The 17387-nt window shown below is 73.2% G+C and carries 15 protein-coding genes and 2 pseudogenes; 6 read left to right on the forward strand and 11 right to left on the reverse strand.

Features of this window, described 5'->3' with window-relative positions; all coding sequences use genetic code 11:
- Positions 1 to 11: 11 nt before the first annotated feature.
- Positions 12 to 359: a GroES family chaperonin gene (locus ACTMTB_RS01235; protein ID WP_238449163.1), complete on the reverse strand. Its 348-nt coding sequence runs from the start codon at positions 357 to 359 to the stop codon at positions 12 to 14.
- A 159-nt stretch (positions 360 to 518) separates the two neighbouring features.
- Between ACTMTB_RS01235 and ACTMTB_RS01240 the strand changes: the two genes are divergently transcribed.
- Entirely contained in the window at positions 519 to 1817 is a 1299-nt protein-coding gene (locus tag ACTMTB_RS01240) for an AI-2E family transporter (protein ID WP_441142096.1), read from the forward strand.
- Between the two features lie 202 nt (positions 1818 to 2019).
- On the opposite strand, the pseudogene ACTMTB_RS01245 reads toward ACTMTB_RS01240, so the two are convergent.
- Both ACTMTB_RS01245 and ACTMTB_RS01250 read right to left on the reverse strand, forming a co-directional pair.
- Positions 2020 to 2706: pseudogene (locus tag ACTMTB_RS01245) on the reverse strand (ATP-dependent DNA helicase); the annotation flags it as partial.
- Positions 2707 to 2838: 132 nt separating this feature from the next.
- A pseudogene (locus ACTMTB_RS01250) lies at positions 2839 to 4191 on the reverse strand (ATP-dependent DNA helicase); the annotation flags it as partial.
- Between the two features lie 120 nt (positions 4192 to 4311).
- Between ACTMTB_RS01250 and ACTMTB_RS01255 the strand changes: the two are divergent.
- Positions 4312 to 4818 (forward strand): DUF402 domain-containing protein, encoded by a 507-nt coding sequence (locus tag ACTMTB_RS01255; RefSeq protein WP_441142097.1) that lies wholly within the window; start codon positions 4312 to 4314, stop codon positions 4816 to 4818.
- Positions 4819 to 4825: 7 nt separating this feature from the next.
- On the opposite strand, the gene sigJ is transcribed toward ACTMTB_RS01255, so the two are convergent.
- Complete coding sequence (gene sigJ / locus ACTMTB_RS01260; protein WP_441142098.1) at positions 4826 to 5818, reverse strand: RNA polymerase sigma factor SigJ; 993 nt, start codon at positions 5816 to 5818, stop codon at positions 4826 to 4828.
- 217 nt (positions 5819 to 6035) lie between these two features.
- Here sigJ and ACTMTB_RS01265 point away from each other — a divergent pair, with 217 nt between their 5' ends.
- The 3 genes from ACTMTB_RS01265 to ACTMTB_RS01275 all read left to right on the forward strand — a co-directional run bounded on the left by ACTMTB_RS01265 (position 6036) and on the right by ACTMTB_RS01275 (position 8785).
- A complete protein-coding gene (locus ACTMTB_RS01265) occupies positions 6036 to 7019 on the forward strand; it encodes a PPK2 family polyphosphate kinase (protein ID WP_441142099.1) in 984 nt (327 codons plus the stop codon).
- A gap of 130 nt (positions 7020 to 7149) precedes the next feature.
- Complete coding sequence (locus ACTMTB_RS01270) at positions 7150 to 7776, forward strand: DUF47 domain-containing protein (RefSeq protein ID WP_441142100.1); 627 nt, start codon at positions 7150 to 7152, stop codon at positions 7774 to 7776.
- Positions 7777 to 7780: 4 nt separating this feature from the next.
- Positions 7781 to 8785: an anion permease gene (locus tag ACTMTB_RS01275; RefSeq protein ID WP_441142101.1), complete on the forward strand. Its 1005-nt coding sequence runs from the start codon at positions 7781 to 7783 to the stop codon at positions 8783 to 8785.
- Between the two features lie 51 nt (positions 8786 to 8836).
- Here the strand turns inward: ACTMTB_RS01275 and ACTMTB_RS01280 are convergent, their stop codons facing one another.
- Entirely contained in the window at positions 8837 to 9805 is a 969-nt protein-coding gene (locus tag ACTMTB_RS01280) for a Gfo/Idh/MocA family protein (RefSeq protein WP_441142102.1), read from the reverse strand.
- 70 nt (positions 9806 to 9875) lie between these two features.
- Here ACTMTB_RS01280 and ACTMTB_RS01285 point away from each other — a divergent pair, with 70 nt between their 5' ends.
- Positions 9876 to 10709 carry an NUDIX hydrolase gene (locus tag ACTMTB_RS01285; protein WP_210773678.1) on the forward strand — a complete coding sequence of 278 codons (834 nt, stop codon included), beginning with the start codon at positions 9876 to 9878 and terminating at the stop codon, positions 10707 to 10709.
- Between the two features lie 290 nt (positions 10710 to 10999).
- Here the strand turns inward: ACTMTB_RS01285 and pstB are convergent, their stop codons facing one another.
- From pstB to ACTMTB_RS01315, 6 genes are all read right to left on the reverse strand, one after another.
- Positions 11000 to 11776 carry a phosphate ABC transporter ATP-binding protein PstB gene (pstB, locus tag ACTMTB_RS01290; RefSeq protein WP_441142103.1) on the reverse strand — a complete coding sequence of 259 codons (777 nt, stop codon included), beginning with the start codon at positions 11774 to 11776 and terminating at the stop codon, positions 11000 to 11002.
- Positions 11777 to 11796: 20 nt separating this feature from the next.
- A complete protein-coding gene (pstA, locus tag ACTMTB_RS01295; protein WP_441142104.1) occupies positions 11797 to 12885 on the reverse strand; it encodes a phosphate ABC transporter permease PstA in 1089 nt (362 codons plus the stop codon).
- Entirely contained in the window at positions 12882 to 13976 is a 1095-nt protein-coding gene (gene pstC / locus ACTMTB_RS01300) for a phosphate ABC transporter permease subunit PstC (protein ID WP_441142105.1), read from the reverse strand. Before pstC ends, pstA begins: the two co-directional genes overlap by 4 nt.
- A 44-nt stretch (positions 13977 to 14020) precedes the next feature.
- Complete coding sequence (gene pstS / locus ACTMTB_RS01305; RefSeq protein ID WP_441142106.1) at positions 14021 to 15124, reverse strand: phosphate ABC transporter substrate-binding protein PstS; 1104 nt, start codon at positions 15122 to 15124, stop codon at positions 14021 to 14023.
- Positions 15125 to 15431: 307 nt separating this feature from the next.
- Positions 15432 to 16358 (reverse strand): mycothiol synthase, encoded by a 927-nt coding sequence (gene mshD / locus ACTMTB_RS01310; RefSeq protein ID WP_441142107.1) that lies wholly within the window; start codon positions 16356 to 16358, stop codon positions 15432 to 15434.
- A gap of 31 nt (positions 16359 to 16389) precedes the next feature.
- Entirely contained in the window at positions 16390 to 17253 is an 864-nt protein-coding gene (locus ACTMTB_RS01315) for a polysaccharide deacetylase family protein (RefSeq protein ID WP_441142108.1), read from the reverse strand.
- Positions 17254 to 17387 lie beyond the last annotated feature (134 nt).

Raw genomic sequence — 17387 nt, forward strand, 5'->3', positions numbered from 1 at the left:
TGGACACCGCACTAGAGGTAGAGGCCGGTGTTGCCGGTGGACTCGGTCTCCACCCGCTCGGCGGCGACGGCGTGCACGTCGCGCTCGCGCAGCAGGACGTACCCCCGGCCGTGCAGCTCGACCTCGGAGCGTTCGTCGGGGTCGAAGAGCACCCGGTCACCGGAGACGATCGCGCGGACGTTGGGCCCCACCCCCACCGCGGTCGCCCAGGCCAGCCGCTTGCCCACGGCGGCGGTGGCCGGGATCACGATGCCGGCGGTGGAGCGGCGCTCACCCTCGCTGCCCTCCACCCGCACCAGCACCCGGTCGTGCAGCAGACGGATCGGCAGGCCGGAGTCGAGGTTCTGATCGGCGGTCACGCGAAGACGCTACCGCGTGCCCGGGGGCGATCGTCGCCGCGGTTGAGCGGTGCTGGGCGGGGGCAATGTGTGGCGGAACTGCCCTACGGTGTCGCTGTCGGACGTACCCTGTCCGGACCGTCGTCCTGGGCGGCCCGGTTCCATCCTGAGGAGGTGCGCTTGAGCCGCTTCGAGCGGGTACGCGGTCGGCTCCGCCGCGCGTACGAGTCCGGGCGGGAGTCGGTGCGCTCCGGTCGTTCCACCCCCGCCGACGTGCCCGAGGAGGCCCGGATCGCCTCGCCGGCGTCCCCGGGGCCGGCCGCGCCGAGGTCGGCGACCGTGGTCGGCGCGGAGCCGCCCGCCGCGATGCACACCTCGACCAGCAGCCGCGACGACGCGGACGTGCCGCACGCGCTGCGGATCGCCGCCGCCTGGTCGTGGCGGCTGATCGTGATCGGCGTGGTCACCTGGGCGGTGCTGAAGATCGTCGGCACGATCAGCATCGTGATCATCCCGCTGGCGGTGGCGCTGCTGCTCTCGGCGCTGCTCGCGCCGGCCGTCGGCTGGCTGCTCAGGGCGCGCTTCCCCCGGTCGCTGGCGACGGCCGTGGTGCTGGTCGGCGGCCTGGCGGCGGTGGTCGGCACGCTGACCCTGGTGGTGAACGAGTTCATCCAGGGCGTGCCGGAGCTGAGCGAGAAGTCGTCGCAGGGCGTACGGCAGATCCAGAACTGGCTCAAGACCGGCCCGCTGCACCTCTCCGACGGCCAGTTGGAGCGCTACATCGACGAGGCGCAGGCCTGGGTGAACGGCAACACCGAGAAGTTCACCAGCGGCGCCCTCGCCACCGCGAGCACCCTGGCCGAGGTGCTGACCGGCACCGTCCTGGTGCTCTTCGCCACCTTCTTCTTCCTGCGTGACGGCAACAACATCTGGCGGTTCCTGGTCCGGCTGCTGCCGGTGGCCGCCCGCTGGAAGGTCGACGACGCCGGCCGGGCCTCCTGGGCCACGCTCGGCGCGTACGTGCGGGCCACGGTGCTGGTCGCCTTCATCGACGCGGTCGGCATCGGCATCTTCCTCGTCATCTTCGACGTGCCGTTCGCGTTCCCGCTGGCCGCGCTGGTCTTCCTGGGCGCGTTCATCCCGATCGTCGGCGCCGCGCTCTCCGGTGTCGTGGCGGTGCTGGTGGCGCTGGTCGACAGCGGCCCGGTGACCGCGTTGATCATTCTGGGTGCGGTGATCGGGGTGCAGCAGGTCGAGGGCCACGTCCTCCAGCCGCTGATCATGGGCCGGGCGGTGGCCATCCACCCGCTCGCGGTGATCATCGGGATCGCGGCCGGCGTGGTGCTGGCCGGCATCACCGGCGCGCTGGTGGCGGTGCCGCTGATCGCGGTGCTCAACACCGCGGTCCGCCGGCTGGCCGCGCGTACCGTCCCGGACACCCCGCCGGACGCGGTGGTGGTCGCCTCCCACGCGCCCTGACCGCGCAGATCCGCAAAACGGGCCCGCCCCCTTCCCGGGGGCGGGCCCCTCGCGTCGCGGGCCGCGCGGGCCGTGCCGCGCCTCCTCGCCGCCCGCACCGCCGTTTGCGGCGTGTCGCGGCTTCCGCGCCTGGCGATGCGGCCGTTTGCGGCGTGTCGCGACCTAGCCGCAGAAGCGCTTGGGGGCGGGAGGGGGAGGGAGGTCAGGCCTTGGCGAGGCGTTCGAGGGCGCCGCGGGCGACGTCGGGGCGGGTGGTGTACCAGAACGGGGGGAGCGAGCGGCGCAGGAACGGCCCGTAGCCGCGCGCCGTCTCCAGCCGCGAGTCCAGCACCGCGACCACACCCCGGTCGCCGGTGGCCCGGATCAGCCGGCCCACCCCCTGGGCCAGCCGGACGGCCGCGATCGGCACGCTGACCGCCGCGAAACCCGAGCCGCCACCGGCGTCCACCGCCGCCGCCCGGGCGGCGGCCAGCGGCTCGTCCGGGCGCGGGAAGGGCAGCCGGTCGATCACCACGAGCTGGCACGCGTCGCCGGGGACGTCCACCCCCTGCCAGAGCGACATCACCCCGAACAGGCAGCTCGACCGCTCCTCCCGGAACCGGCGGACCAGCAGCGGCAGCGCCTCCTCGCCCTGGAGCAGCACCGGCAGGTCGGTCCGCGCGCGCAGCAGCTCCGCGGCCTGCTGCGCCGCCCGCCGCGACGAGAAGAGCCCGAGGGTACGGCCACCGAGCGCGCCAACCAGCCCCAGCAGCTCCTCGCCCGCCGCCTCGGGCAGCCCCGACACGCTCGGGCGGGGCAGGTGCGCGGCCACGTAGAGGATGCCCTGCCGGGCGTAGTCGAACGGGGAGCCGACGTCCAACGACCGCCAGCCCGGGCCCTCGGTGGCGGGCACGGTGCCGGTCGCGGCCCGGCTGCCCGCGGCGACCGCCACCCCGCCGGCCTCCGATCCGGCGCCCGGCGTGCCGCCCGGCCGGCCGGCGGCGGCGGTCACGGCCATCGCGGCGGCGGCCGGCGACGGCGGGGCGGGCGGGGGAGCGTCCAGCCCCAACGCCCGGGCCACCGTGTCGAAGCGCCCGCCCAGCGCGAGCGTGGCCGAGGTGGCGACCACGGTGCGCTCGTCGTACAGGTGGGTGGCGAGGGTGCCGGCGACGGACAGCGGCGCGACCACCAGCGCCCGGCGGCTGCCGTTCTCCGGCTTCTCCACCCAGGCCACGTCGTGGTCGGCCTCCTCCAGCAGCCGCTGGGCGGTGGTGGAGAGCTCGTCCAGCACCGCCTTGGCCTGCTGCTTGCGCACCGGGTCCGGGTCGTCGGCCTTGACGTCGCCGATCGCGTCCAGCGCAGCCCGGGTCGCCGCGTCGAGCAGCGTGCACGCCTCGCGCAGTGGGGCCGGCAGCCCGGCGGTGATCCGCCCGGCCGGCGCCTCCGCCAGCCCGACGGCGAGCGCGTCGCCGGCCTCGGTCAGCCGCTCGGCGACGTCCGGTCGCAGCAGCGGCCGGGCCCGCCGGGCGGACCGGTCGACCAGCTCCGGGACCAGCTCGGCCTGGGCCGCCGAGGAGACCCGGTCGGCCAGCTCGTGCGCCTCGTCGACGATGAGCAGCTTGTGCGGCGGCACGATGTGCCGGCCGGCGATCATGTCGACGGCGAGCAGGCTGTGGTTGGTGACCACGATGTCGGCCTCCCGCGCCCGGGCCCGGGACGCCTCGGCGAAGCACTCCTGGCCGAACGGGCAGCGGGACGCACCGACGCACTCTCGCGCCGGCATGGAGACCAGCCGCCAGGCCTGGTCGTCGACGCCCGGGTCGAGCTCGTCCCGGTCACCGGTGGCCGTCTCGTCGGCCCAGTCGCGCAGCCGCTGGACCTGCTTGCCCAGCCGCCCGGCCTCGCCGAGCCACTTGGTGCCGCCCCCGGGCCGCGCCGCCGGGGCGTCGAAGAGGGTGTCCTCCGGCTCCTCCTCGGTGGAGTTGTCCAGCCGGGCCAGGCAGAGGTAGTGGTGCCGGCCCTTGAGCACCGCGAAGGTGGGCCGTCGGCCGAGTAGCGGCTCCACCGCGTCGGCCAGCCGGGGCAGGTCGTGGTCGACCAGCTGGGACTGCAACGCCAGGGTGGCCGTGGAGACCACCACCGGGCCGTCGACGGTCAGCGCGGGGGCGAGGTAGGCCAGGGACTTGCCGGTGCCGGTGCCCGCCTGCACCAGCAGGTGCTCGCCGGAGCCGATGCTGTGCTCGATCGCCTCGGTCATCTGCTGCTGGCCGGGGCGGGCCGCGCCACCGGGCACCGCGCCGACCGCGGCGGCCAGCAGCTCGCCGCCGCTGGGCCGGGCGCCCCGACGCCGGCCGCGGGGGGTGGCGGAACCGGTGGCGGTGCGCGGCGGAGTCACCGTGCGACGGTACCCGCCGACGCCGACACCGGGCGCGCCACCCGGCCGCGTGGGATACCCGATCGTGACCGGTTACTTCCGCGCAGCGACCGTTGGGCGGAATCGGTTAGGGTGCGACTCATGCCGAGCGACGTGGTCCGCGTGATCTACCGCAAGTACGACGGCAGCGCCCACCGCGACTACCCGGCCCGCCGGCTCACCGAGGACGACCTGGGGGTCTGGCTGGGTGTGCCGGCCGGCACCGAGTCGGTCTACCACGGCCGGCCCTCGGTGGAGCAGATCCCCTTCGTGCTCCTGGTGCCGCACCACGCCTGGTGGACGGGCATGTTCAACCCGCCGCCGCGGACCAGCGAGGTCTACTGCGACATCACCACCCCGGCCCGTTGGGAGGGCGACGACACCGTGCGCCTGTTCGACCTGGACCTGGACGTGGTGCGCCGGCGTGCCACCGGGGCGGTCGAGCTGCGCGACGAGGACGAGTTCGCCGAGCACCGGGAGCGGTTCGGCTACCCCGACGACCTGGTGGCCGAGGCGGAGGCGGCGTCGCGCTGGCTGCTGGGCGCGCTGGGCGACGGCACCGAGCCGTTCGCCACGTCGTACCGGAAGTGGCTGGCCCTGGTGGTCTGAGCCGGCCTCACCAGCGCTGTGGCCAGCCGTCCTCGGCGCCGATCTCCGCCACCCGGGTCAGCTTGTCCGGGTTGAGCTGGTTGAAGATGCCGGTGATGCGCCCGCCGTCCACGGCGAACGAGCTGACCAGCCGCTGCGTCCGCCCGTCGGGCCGGGTGGTCTCGATCTGCAACCCGAGCGTCCCGTCCACCAGCACGGGCCGGGCGCGTACCCGGTGGCCGAAGCGGCCGGCCTGGCTGAAGAGGCCGAGGGTGAAGTGGGCGACCTTGTCGGCCCCGGCGATCGGGTTGCGGGCGGCCGGGGCGTGCCCGCCGCCGTCGCCGATCAGCACCACGTCCGGCGCCAGCACCCGCATCAGCCCCGCCAGGTCGCCGGACTCGGTGGCGGCCACGAAGGCGGACACCACCCGCTGCTGCTCGACCAGGTCGGCGGTGTGCCGGGGCGCGTCCGGGGCGTTGACCGCGCGGCGGGCCCGGGAGGCGAGCTGCCGGGCCGCCTCCGGGCTGGTGCCGAGCGCCTCGGCGATCTGGCCGAACGGCACCGCGAAGACGTCGTGCAGCACGAAGGCCACCCGCTGCTCGGGGGTGAGCCGTTCCAGCACCACCAGCAGGGCGGTGCCGAGCTGGTCGCGGCGGACGGCCCGCTCGGCCGGATCGGGGGCGAAGCCGTCCGGCTCCGGGGCCGCGCCCAGCGGGGTCACCAGCGGCTCGGGCAGCCACTGCCCCGGGTACGTCTCCCGGCGTACCCGGGCGGAGCGGAGCAGGTCGAGGCAGATCCGGGCGCAGGTGGTGGTGAGCCAGCCGCCCAGGTGCCGCACCTCGGCGCGGGCGGCCGGGTCGCCGAGGGCAGTGGCGTAGCGCAGCCAGGTCTCCTGCACGGCGTCCTCGGCCTCGCTCCGGCTGCCCAGCATCCGGTACGCCACCGCCATCAGCCGCCCGCGCTCGGCCTCGAACTCGCTCACCGCGTCCACCGTCACAGTCGCCTCCCCACCCGACGGCATTCTCCCCGCCCACCGGACGCCCCACCGCCCCAAAACGTGACACCCACTCCCGCCAGCCCCGTCCGACAGCGCGCACTTTCCGAGAAAGCGGGGCCTCGGAGCGCCGAGGCCACTCATTCTCCGAACGTGCGCGGATCTTGGGCGGGGTGGGGGAGTGGAGGGGAGGGCGGGTGGTGCTCGGGAGGCGGCGGGGGGCGAGGTGGGCGATGATCGCGGGATGAGCGCAGTCGATGGATCGGACATCGTGGCACCCGAGGGCGGAAAGATGCGGGACCTGCTCCGGGTCTCACCGGGGGCGGTCGACCCGCGTACGGTCGATCCCCGCTCGACCCCGGGGCTGCCGGCGGCGGCCGGCGGTGGCCGGTCCCGCAAGGCCTGGGCCCGGGAGCAGGTCGATCTGCTCGGCGCGGAGCTGGGCGAACAGCAGGAGATGCTCTTCGCCACCGCGAAGGCCGCCGGCGAGCCGGACGCGCCCGCGTCGGCGCCCACCATGGGTGGCGCGGAGCTGGCCCCGGACCGGCCGGGTCGGGTGCTGCTGGTGCTCCAGGCGATGGACTGCGGCGGCAAGGACGGCACGGTCAAGCGGGTCGCGGGCGCGATGAACCCGCTGGGCCTGCACATCCGCTCCTTCGGCCCGCCCACCGAGGAGGAGCTGCGGCACGACTTCCTCTGGCGGATCCGGCGGGCGCTGCCCCCGCCCGGGTACGTGGGGGTGTTCAACCGCTCACACTACGAGGACGTGCTGGTGGCCCGGGTGGCGGAGCTGGTCCCGGAGGCCACCTGGCGGGCCCGGTACGACGAGATCAACGCCTTCGAGCGCGAGCTGGTCGACGCCGGGGTGACCCTGGTCAAGGTGATGCTGCACATCTCCCGCGAGGAGCAGGGCGAGCGGCTGCTGGAGCGGCTGACCGACTCCCGCAAGCACTGGAAGTACAACCCGTCGGACCTCGATTCCCGGGCCCGCTGGGACGACTACCAGGCCGCGTACGCCGAGGCGCTCCAGCGGTGCGGCACGGAGGCCGCGCCCTGGTTCGTGGTGCCGGCGGACCGCAAGTGGTACCGGGACTGGGCGGTGGCCCACCTGCTGCGGGAGACGTTCGCCGGTCTGCATCTGGGGTATCCGGCTGCCGGTTTCGACGTCGAGCGCGAGCGCGACCGGTTGCGGGCCGACGATGAAGGGGTGAAGGTGAACGGCGGGTGAACGAGCGGTGAATCGGGCCTGACCAGGGGTGGGCCGGGGAATGCCCGGTTTTCCCATGTCCTTAGCATGCCCAGAGCAGACGCCCCGGCGGCGTCGGCCACCCTTCCACCGACACGACGAGGTCCGTGCTGTGAAGTTTTCCTTCCGTCCCACCGAGGGCGCCTTCTATGAGCTCTTCACCAGGGCCGCACAGAATCTGGTGAAGGGCACCGAACTGCTGAACGAGCTGGCCCTGCCCGGCGTCGACGTCCAGTCCGTGAGCGAGCGGCTGACCGAGGTCGAGCACGACAGCGACCAGATCACCCACGAGCTGTACAAGAAGATCAACTCGACCTTCATCACCCCGTTCGACCGGGAGGACATCTACCGACTGGGCTCGCTGCTCGACGACGTGATGGACCACCTCGAGGCGGTCGGCAACCTGCTCTACCTGTACGGCCTGACCAAGCTCCCGGCCCTGCCGCGCGAGCTGCACGAGCTGGTGACCGTGCTCGACCAGCAGGCGAAGCTGACCGCCGAGGCGATGCCCCGGCTGAAGTCGATGAAGGATCTCGAGGACTACTGGATCGAGTGCAACCGGCTCGAGAACAACGGCGACCAGATGTACCGGATGCTGCTGGTCCGGCTCTTCTCCGGTGAGTACGACGCGCTGACCGTGCTGAAGATGAAGGAGGTGGCCGACGAGCTGGAGGCCGCCTGCGACGCCTTCGAGCACGTGGCCAACACCGTCGAGACCATCGCGGTCAAGGAGTCCTGATCCTGTGAGTCCCGAACTCATCGCCGTGCTGGCGGTGATCGTGGTGGCCCTGGTGTTCGACTACACCAACGGCTTCCACGACGCCGCCAACGCGATCGCGACCAGCGTCTCCACCCGGGCGCTGACACCCCGGATCGCCCTGCTCCTGGCCGCGGTCGGCAACTTCGTCGGCGCGCACTTCGGCGCCGGGGTGGCCAAGACCGTCGGCGACGGCCTGGTCACCCTGCCCACGGGCGTGGCCAGCCTGGGGGTGGTCTTCGCCGGGGTGCTCGGCGCCATCGCGTGGAACCTGATCACCTGGTACTTCGGCCTGCCGTCGTCCTCCTCGCACGCCCTCTTCGGCGGCCTGGTCGGGGCGACCCTGCTCGCCAGCGGCGGCGTGGTGCAGTGGGCGAACATCGGTCAGAAGGTCATCGTCCCGATGATCCTGTCGCCGATCGTCGGCCTCACCCTCGGCTACCTGCTGATGCTGGCCATCCTCTGGCTGTTCCGGAAGGGGCAGCCGGGCAAGCTCAACCGGGGCTTCCGCTGGGCGCAGACCGCCTCGGCGGCGGCCATGTCGGTCGGCCACGGCATGCAGGACGCCGCGAAGACCATGGGCATCGTGGTGCTGGCCCTCTACACCGGTGGTTTCCAGGACGACAAGACGCACATCCCCGGCTGGGTGTTCTGGACCTCGGCGACCATGCTGGCGCTGGGCACCTACGCGGGCGGCTGGCGGATCATCCGCACCCTCGGCCGCAAGATCATCGACCTGGGCCCGCCGGAGGGCTTCGCCGCCGAGACGGTGGCCAGCATGGTGCTCTACTTCAACGCCCTGGTGCTGAAGGCCCCGATCTCCACCACCCACACGATCACCTCGGCGATCATGGGTGTGGGCGCCACCAAGCGGCTCTCCGCGGTGCGCTGGAACGTCGCGGGCAACATCGTGCTCGCCTGGATCATCACGTTCCCGGCGGCCGCGTTGATCGCCTGCCTGACCTACCTGGTGGTCCGGCCGTTGTTCTGATCCCGGCCGTACCGCCCGTCGAGGGGCTCCCCGCCACCGGCAGGGGGCCCCTCACGCGTAGTGCACGCCGATCCGCTCCCGGATGCCGTCCAGCAGCCCCATCACCTCTAGGGTGGCGGAGTGCGGCACCAGCGGGCTCTCGGTCAGCCCCGCCGCCAGGCAGCGCTGCACCTCGGCGGCCTCGTGCTGGTAGCCGCCACCGGTGAGGTCGGCGGGGATGATCTCCGGCTCGGCGCCGGCCCGGTGCAGCACCGCCGACCCCGGCCGGTAGAACGGCTCGGGCAGGTCGATCCGGCCGGTGGTGCCGGTGATCGAGGCGGTGATCGCGGTCGCGCCGACCATGCCGCAGCCGAGCGTGGCGACCGCGCCCGAGTCGTACCCGAGGACGATGCCGGTGTTCTCGTCCACGCCCTCCGGGCCGAGCTTCGCCCAGGCGTGCACGTGCTGCGGAACGCCGAGCAGCAGGTGGGCCAGGCTCACCGGGTAGACGCCGAGGTCGAGCAGGGCGCCGCCGCCGAGGGTGCGGGCCCGCATCCGGTGTTCGGGCGGGAACGGCCCGGCCGCGCCGAAGTCCGCCCGGACGCTGGTCACCTCGCCGATCGCCCCGTCGGCGATCAGTTCGACCAGCCGCAGGACGAGCGGGTTCGTCCGCATCCACATGGCCTCCATCAGGAAGACCCCACGGGCGCGGGCGGACTCGACCAGCTCGCTGCTGCTCGGCAGGTCGAGGGTGAACGGCTTCTCCACCAGCACCGCCCGGCCGGCGTCCAGGCAGACCCGGGTCGCCTCGTGGTGGGCGGCGTGCGGGGTGGCCACGTAGATCACGTCGAGGTCCGGGTCGGCGGCCAGCTCGGTCCACGAGGCGTACGCCCGGGGGATGCCGTGCCGGGCGGCGAACCGCTCGGCGCTCTCGGCGGTCCGCGAGCCGACCGCGACCAGTTCGGCCCCCGGCACCAGGCGCAGGTCCTCGGCGAAGCGGCCGGCGATGTACCCGGTGGCCAGGATTCCCCAACGTGTCATGCCGGCAGGCTAACGAAGATCGCCGACCGGCCGGTCGGGCGATCCACAGCTCGGGAACTAGGCTCGCGGGATGACGATCGACAGTGACGGCTTCGCCGCCCCGGCCGCCCTGGTCGAGCACGCCCGCCGGTTCCGCGCCGAGGGTGGCACCCCGGCGGTGCCGCGGGTCGCGGCCACCGTGCTGCTGCTGCGCCCGGCCGGCGACGACTTCGAGGTGTACGTCATCCGCCGGGTCGCCGCGATGGCCTTCGGCGGGATGTACGCCTTCCCCGGCGGCGGGGTGGACCGCTCCGACTCCCAGGCGCACCTGGACTGGGCCGGCCCGGAGCCGGCGGAGTGGGCCGGCCGGCTGGGGGTGGCCCCGGCGGCAGCCCAGGCGGTGGTCTGCGCCGCCGCGCGGGAGGTCTTCGAGGAAGCCGGCGTGCTGCTGGCCGGCCCGGACGCCTCGACCGTGGTCGGCGACGTCAGCGGCGACGAGTGGGAGGCCGCCCGGCAGGACCTGGAGGCCCGCCGGGTGGGCTTCGCCGACCTGCTCGCCGGGCGGCGGCTGACCCTCCGGTCGGACCTGCTGCTGCCGTGGAGCCGGTGGATCACCCCGGAGTTCGAGCCGCGCCGCTTCGACACGTACTTCTTCGTGGCGCTGCTGCCCGAGGGGCAGCGGACCCGGGACGTCTCCGGCGAGGCCGACCACACCATGTGGATCCGCCCGGCGGACGCCCTGGCCCGGGCCGAGGCCGGCGAGCTGACCATGCTGCCGCCGACGCTGGTCACCCTGGCCCAGGTGGTCGCCGCCGGCGACCTGGCCGGCGTGGCGCGGGCGGCGGCCGACCGGGACGCCGCCACCCCGGTCACCCCGCGCCTGGACCTCCCCGATGACGGCGAGCCCCGCTTCGTCCTCTCCTGAACTGCACCCGCCACTCCTCCTCTTCCGCGGCCGCCCGCCGGCCGCCGCCCGCCCGCCGGAGACCGGCCCCGCCGCCGTTTGCGGCGTGTCGGGGTATCCGGCGACCGGGACACCCCGACACGCCGCAAAACGCGCGGGGCACCCGGTCGACGCGGCCGGCTCCGGCACGTGCCGGACGGTGCCGGCGGTGTGGAGCGGGCCGGGGCCGAGAGAGGCGCGCCGGTCGCCGGAGACGCCGAGGGGCGCCGGTCAGTGCGACCGACGCCCCTCGCGGACCGGGAACCAGCGGCTCAGCCGAAGCGGCCGGTGATGTAGTCCTCGGTCTTCTTCACGCTCGGGTTGCTGAAGATCTTCTGCGTGTTGTCGTACTCGATCAGCCGGCCCGGGTCGCCGGTCTTCTCGATGGAGAAGAAGGCGGTCCGGTCCGACACCCGGGCGGCCTGCTGCATGTTGTGCGTGACGATGATGATCGTGAACTTGTCCTTGAGCTGGAACATCAGGTCCTCGATGGCCAGCGTGGAGATCGGGTCCAGCGCCGAGCAGGGCTCGTCCATCAGCACCACCTGCGGCTCGACCGCGATCGTGCGGGCGATGCAGAGGCGCTGCTGCTGACCGCCGGAGAGGCCGGCGCCCGGCTTGGCGAGCCGGTCCTTCACCTCGTCCCAGAGGTTGGCCGAGCGCAGCGCCTTCTCGGCGGCCTCGTCCAGGATCGACTTCTTCCGGACGCCGTTGAGGCGCAGCCCGGCCACCACGTTCTCGAAGATGCTCATGGTCGGGAACGGGTTGGGCCGCTGGAAGACCATGCCGATCATGCGGCGCACCGCGGTCACGTCCACGTCCCGGTCGTAGATGTCCTGACCGTCGATGGTCAGGCTGCCCTCGACCCGGGCGCCGGGGAGCACCTCGTGCATCCGGTTGATCGAGCGCAGGAAGGTGGACTTGCCGCAGCCGGACGGGCCGATCAGGGCGGTCACCGTCTTGGGCTCGACGGTCAGGTTGATGTTCTCGATCGCCTTGAAGCCGCCGTAGTAGGCGGTGACGTTGGTGGCGTCGATGCGCTTGGCCATGGTGGCGGTACCTCCGGGGATCATCGGGCGAGCCGGTTGCGACGGGCCAGCAACTTCGCCGCGATGGTGAGGACGAGTACGAGGGCGACCAGGGTCAACGCCGCGGTCCACGCCCGCGCCGGCGAGTACTTCGAGGCCTCGCCGGCCTGCTGGTAGACGAAGAGGGCCAGCGACGACTGGTTGTTCTCGAGCGGGTTGAAGTTGATCGCCGCGCCGCCGCCGGCGACGAGCAGCACCGGGGCGGTCTCGCCGGCGGCCCGCGCGATGGCGAGCATGATGCCGGTGACGATGCCCGGCAGCGCCGTCGGCACCACGACCCGCAGGATGGTCTTCCACTTCGGCACGCCGAGGGCGTACGCGCCCTCGCGCAGCGGCGCCGGGACGAGGCGCAGCATCTCCTCGGTGGAGCGGACCACGGTCGGCAGCATCAGCACGCTGAGCGCCAGCGCGGCGGCGAAGCCGGAGAAGCCGGGCCGGCCGTCGTTGAACCACGGCGAGACGATCAGCACCCAGAACGCCAGCACGAAGAGGCCGGTGACGATCGACGGGATGCCGGTCATCACGTCGACGAAGAACCGGATCGCGAAGGCGAACCGGCCCCGCCCGTACTCGACCACGTAGATCGCGCAGAGCACCCCGAGCGGGACGGTGATCAGGGTGGCGATGCCGACCTGCTCCAGCGTGCCGATGATGGCGTGGTAGGCGCCGCCGTTGGCGTCCCGGGCCCCGATGTTGTTCATCGAGGTGCCGAAGAAGTTGCCGTCGAGGCGTTCCGTGCCCTTGCTGAACAGCGTCCAGACCACCGAGGCCAGGGGCAGCACGGCCAGCACGAAGGCGGAGTGGATCAGCGCGCTCCAGGTGCGGTTGCGGGCCGACCGGCGGCCTTCGACCGCGTTGGCGGCGGCGAAGAGGCCGGCCAGGTAGAGCAGCGCGCCGACGACGACGACCAGGACCGGGCCGCCGAGGTTGGCGCCGTAGACGATCCCGGCGGCGAGCAGCAGGGCCGCCACCGCGATCGCGGGGGCGGCGTACGCGGGCAGGCGCCGGGCCTGCAGGGTCACCGGCTGCGCCGGCGGGCGGGGACGGTGTGAGGTGAGGGTGGTGGTCATGCGGCCGACTCCGTGAACTCGCGGCGGCGGTAGATGATCGCCCGGGCGGTGATGTTGACGATCAGGGTGATGGCGAAGAGGACCAGACCGGAGGCGATCAGCGCGCCCCGGCCGGTGTCGTTCGCCTCGGCGAACCGGTTGGCGATGTTCGCCGCGATGGTGTTGCCGCCGCTCTCGAGGATGTTGAACGAGATGGCGTAGGTGGAGCCGAGGGTCAGCGCCAGCGCGATGGTCTCGCCGAGCGCCCGGCCGAGGCCGAGCATGACGGCGGCGATGATGCCGGGCCGCCCGTACGGCAGCACCGCGGTGCGCAGCATCTCCCAGCGGGTGGCGCCCAGCGCGAGGGCGGCCTCCTCGTTGGCGGTCGGGGTCTGGAGGAAGACCTCCCGGGAGAGCGAGGTGATGATCGGCAGCACCATGATCGCCAGCACCACCGACCCGAGCAGGATCGAGTTCCCGAACGGTCCGTCGCCGCCGAAGATCGGGATCCAGCTGAAGTACTTGTTCAGCCACGCCGACAGGTCCGAGATGGGCCCGACGAAGTAGTCCCGGCCCCAGAGCCCGAAGACCACACTCGGCACGGCGGCCAGCAGGTCGATCAGGAACCCGAGACCGTTGCCCAGCCGGCGCGGGGCGTAGTGGGAGAGGTAGAGGGCGATCCCCAGCGCCACCGGCACCGCCATGAGCAGTGCCAGCAGCGCGGTGAGCACGGTGCCGAAGGCGAGCGCGCCGATGCCGAACGTGGGCGGGTTCTCGTTGGGGAACCAGCCCTCGAAGGTCCAGAAGTTCTCGGAGTTGGCCTGCAGCGCGGGAACGGCCTTGGCGATCAGGAAGATCGCGATGGCCGCGATGATGACCAGCACGGCGGTTCCGGCGGCCAGGGTCAGGCCGCGGAACGCGCGTTCCGCACCGAAGGCCCGGGCCCGGGGCAGCGCGCCGCCGCCGCCCAGCCCGTCGCCGCCCGGAGTCCGGCCGCCATTGACGGAGGTCTCGGCCACACGCGCCGAGGCACCGGCGAGCCGGTCGTGACCTGAGGTCACGCTCGTCCCGCCGGTGCCGGCGTGTGCCGAGCGGTGAGGGGTTTCACCCATCTGCTCGCTCGCTTCGAATTGAGAGGTGGTGTCGCTCGGGAAGGTCAGCTGAGGTTCTTGACCGCGGCCTCGACCTTGGTGCGGACCGAGTCGGGCAGCGGGGCGTAGCCCAGCTCGACCAGGTCGGCCTGGCCCTCCGCGCTGGCGGCGTGGCCGAGCAGGCCCTTGACCAGCGGGAGCTTGTCGGCCGCGAGGCCCTTGCTGCAGACGATCTCGTAGGTCACCAGGACGATCGGGTAGGCCCCGGCCTCCTTGGTGTTGTAGTCGATCGACATCTTGAGGTCGTCGCCCTGGCCCTCGATCTTGGCCCCGGCGATGGTCTTGCCGGCCGACTCGGCGGTCAGCTCGGTGAACTCACCGGCGCCGTTCTGGACCTTGGCCTTCTTGAGGCCGGAGTTCTCGGCGTAGGACCACTCGACGTAGCTGATCGTGCCGACGGTGCTCTTGACCTTGCTGGCCACGCCGTCCGACTTCGCGGCGCCGACGCCACCCGGGGCCTTCCACGCCTTGTTGTTGCCGAAGGTCCAGTCCGCGGTGGCGGTCTTGGCGAGGTACTTGGTGAAGTTGTCCGTGGTGCCCGACTCGTCGGAGCGGTGCACCGTCTGGATCGCGGCGGCCGGCAGCTTCGCGTTCGGGTTGTCGGCCTTGATGGCCGCGTCATCCCACTTGGTGACCTTGCCGGCGAAGATCTTCGCGAGCGTGGTCGGGGTGAGCTGGAGGTTGTCCACGCCGGCGACGTTGTAGACCACCGCGACCGGGCCGATCACCATCGGGAGGTTGAGCGCCTGGCCGCCCGCGCACTTGGCGTCGGCCTGCGGCTTCTCCTCCTCCTTAAGGGCGGAGTCGGAGCCGGCGAAGTCGGCGGTGCCGGCGATGAAGGCCTGGATGCCGGCGCCCGAGCCGGTCGGCTCGTAGTTGATCGTCGTACCGGCGCACTTCTGCTGGTACGCCTTGATCCACTCGGCCATGGCGTTCTTCTGCGCGGAGGAGCCCTGCGCGTTCAGCGTGCCCTTGGCGCAGTCCGCCGCACTGGCGGAACCCGAGGCGGACGTGCCGGTCGGCTCGTTGTTGTCCGAGCCGCATGCACTGAGACCGAGCACCGCGGTAAGAGCGAGGCAGGCGATGGTGCCGTGCCGCTGGAGCTTCACCTGAGGGGTTTCCCTTCACGTCTTTGGTCAGGTCGCCCGGAAGGGGCCCGGGCGCCGGCGCTGACCGGCTGACACGAAAGCTAGGAGTGCCAGGTAGACGGTTCGCCGGTCAGAAGTGAACGGAAGATGAACAAGCGCGGCCGACGGGGTGGCCGCGGCCTGAGGGATGGTTGTCCGATAGGTGAACTGCCGGCCTGCTATCGCCATTTATCCGACTTGCCGGGACGGCCGTTATCCCGCCGATGCGCTGCCGTTACCGCGCGGTGACCGCCCGGACGGCCCCGATCGCCGACGACCGCCGAGGTGATCAGCCCAGCTGGTAGTTGACGTGCCCGCACCAGCGGGCGAAACCGATCCGCTCGTAGAGCGCCACCGCGCTGCTGTTCGACTCGTCGACGTAGAGCATCACCCGGTCCAGCCCGCGTGCGTCCCGCAGGTGGGCCAGGCCGGCGGTGGTCAGCGCCCGGCCGAGCCCACCGCCGTGCGCCGCCGGGTCCACCCCGAGCACGTAGACCTCGCCGATCCGGGCCGAGCCGGGACGTTCGTGCACCTTGGTCCAGTGGAAGCCGAGCAGACGGCCGCTGGCCTCCTCGACGGCGAGCAGGAAACCGGCCGGGTCGAACCACTGTTCGGCCAGCCGGGCGCGCAGGTCGGCCGGGGTCCACCGGCCCTGCTCCGGGTGCGCGGCGAAGGCGCGGGTGTTCAGCGCGAGCCAGGCCTCGTCGTCCGCGCCGGGGCGGAAGGCGCGCAGCACGACGCCGTCCGGCAGCCGGGGCGCGGGCAGCGCGGCGGCGAGCGAGCGGCGCAGCTGCCAGAGCACCCGGGCGCGGGTGAAGCCCAGGTCGACGGCGAGCGCCGCGGCGGAGGGGTGGTCGCCGTGCGCCCAGGCCCGCACCGGCCCGGACGCCGCCGCCAGTACGCCCCGGGCCAGTGCCCGGCCGGTGCCCCGCCGCCGGTACGCCGGATGGACCGCCAGCTCCGCGCCGACGCCGGCCGCCGGGTCGGAGGTGTCCACGTGGGCGTACCCGGTCAGGGTGCCGTCGGTGGCGCGGGCGGTCAGGTGCACGGCCGGCGCCTCCGGGTCCCGCAGCCGCAGCAGCGTGTGCTCGTCGAACGGGTCCGCGCCGTCGGCGTCGCCGGCGAGGCGGGCCAGCGCCAGGGCCTCGGCCACCTCGGCCGGGGCGAGTCGGTCGGCCCGGGCCACCCGGTCGGTCGTCGGTTCCGCGCTGCTCACCCCGTCACCGTAGCCCCATCGGCGCGGGGGCTCAGGTGGCGCCGTCGACCGGCAGTGCCTCCAGGCGGAAGCGGCTGGTCAGGTCGGGCAGGATGTGACGCAGCGCGTCGACCGTCCCCTGCCGGTCCCCGCCGGCGTCGTGCAGCAGCACGATCGAGCCGGGCCCGACGCTCCGGGTGACCTGGGTGGCGATCCGGGCGGCGCCGGGGACCTCCCAGTCCGCCGGGTCCACGTTCCAGTGCACCGAGGTCATTCCCAGCTCCTGGGCGACCGACACCACCGGGTACGTCCAGGCGCCGCCGGGCTGCCGGTACCAGGCGATGGGGGCGTCGGGCACGGCGTCGTGGATCGCCTGGTTGGTCCGCAGCAGGTCGGCCCGGATCGTGGCGGGGGAGCGCTGGCCCAGCTGCACGTCGTGCTGCCAGGTGTGGTTGCACAGGGTGTGCCCGTCGGCCACGATCGCCCGGATCAGGTCCGGGTGGGCCTGCGCGTTCTCGCCGACCACGCAGAAGGTGGCCCGGACGTGGAACTGACGGAGGATCTCCAGCACCTGCGGGGTGTACTGCGGGTCCGGCCCGTCGTCGAAGGTGAGCGCCACCTTGGGGGAGCCGGTGGTCACCCGGGTGCCGGACGGGCCGTCGTCCGGGTTCTCGGTCGCGCGAGGGGCCTCGGGCTCCTGGCCGGCCTCGGCGCGGCCCGACGGGGCGTCCGTGGGGCTGCCGGACCCGGGCGACTGGTCGGCGTACTCGGTGTCGTGGACGCTGGCCGTGACGCCGGCCCGGGAGCGGGGCTGGTCGGGGAGCAGGCTCCGACCGAGCACGTACGCGGAGCCGAGCAGGGCGGCCAGCACGAGGACGACGACGCCCACGGCGCGGCCGGTGTTCCGGGGGCCCATCAGTGCCACCGCCGGTGTGGACCGTGGGCCGGTCCCCTCGTCGCCCCCGTGGTCAGTGCCCGCACCGTCGCCCCTCTCGCCGCCAACTCGCCCTGAGAATAGGGCCGACAAGCAGGGCAAAAGGGGCGTATCGG

The organism is Micromonospora sp. L32, assembly GCF_052068055.1.
GTDB lineage: Bacteria > Actinomycetota > Actinomycetes > Mycobacteriales > Micromonosporaceae > Micromonospora > Micromonospora purpureochromogenes.

Excerpts from the sequence above, each read along its gene's own strand:
- ACTMTB_RS01255 (WP_441142097.1), top strand. The coding sequence starts at position 4,312 with ATGCCGAGCGACGTGGTCCGCGTGATCTACCGCAAGTACGACGGCAGC.
- sigJ (WP_441142098.1), bottom strand. The coding sequence starts at position 5,818 with ATGCCGTCGGGTGGGGAGGCGACTGTGACGGTGGACGCGGTGAGCGAG.
- ACTMTB_RS01265 (WP_441142099.1), top strand. The coding sequence starts at position 6,036 with ATGAGCGCAGTCGATGGATCGGACATCGTGGCACCCGAGGGCGGAAAG.
- ACTMTB_RS01280 (WP_441142102.1), bottom strand. The coding sequence starts at position 9,805 with ATGACACGTTGGGGAATCCTGGCCACCGGGTACATCGCCGGCCGCTTC.
- ACTMTB_RS01285 (WP_210773678.1), top strand. The coding sequence starts at position 9,876 with ATGACGATCGACAGTGACGGCTTCGCCGCCCCGGCCGCCCTGGTCGAG.
- pstB (WP_441142103.1), bottom strand. The coding sequence starts at position 11,776 with ATGGCCAAGCGCATCGACGCCACCAACGTCACCGCCTACTACGGCGGC.
- pstA (WP_441142104.1), bottom strand. The coding sequence starts at position 12,885 with ATGACCACCACCCTCACCTCACACCGTCCCCGCCCGCCGGCGCAGCCG.
- pstC (WP_441142105.1), bottom strand. The coding sequence starts at position 13,976 with ATGGGTGAAACCCCTCACCGCTCGGCACACGCCGGCACCGGCGGGACG.
- ACTMTB_RS01315 (WP_441142108.1), bottom strand. The coding sequence starts at position 17,253 with ATGGGCCCCCGGAACACCGGCCGCGCCGTGGGCGTCGTCGTCCTCGTG.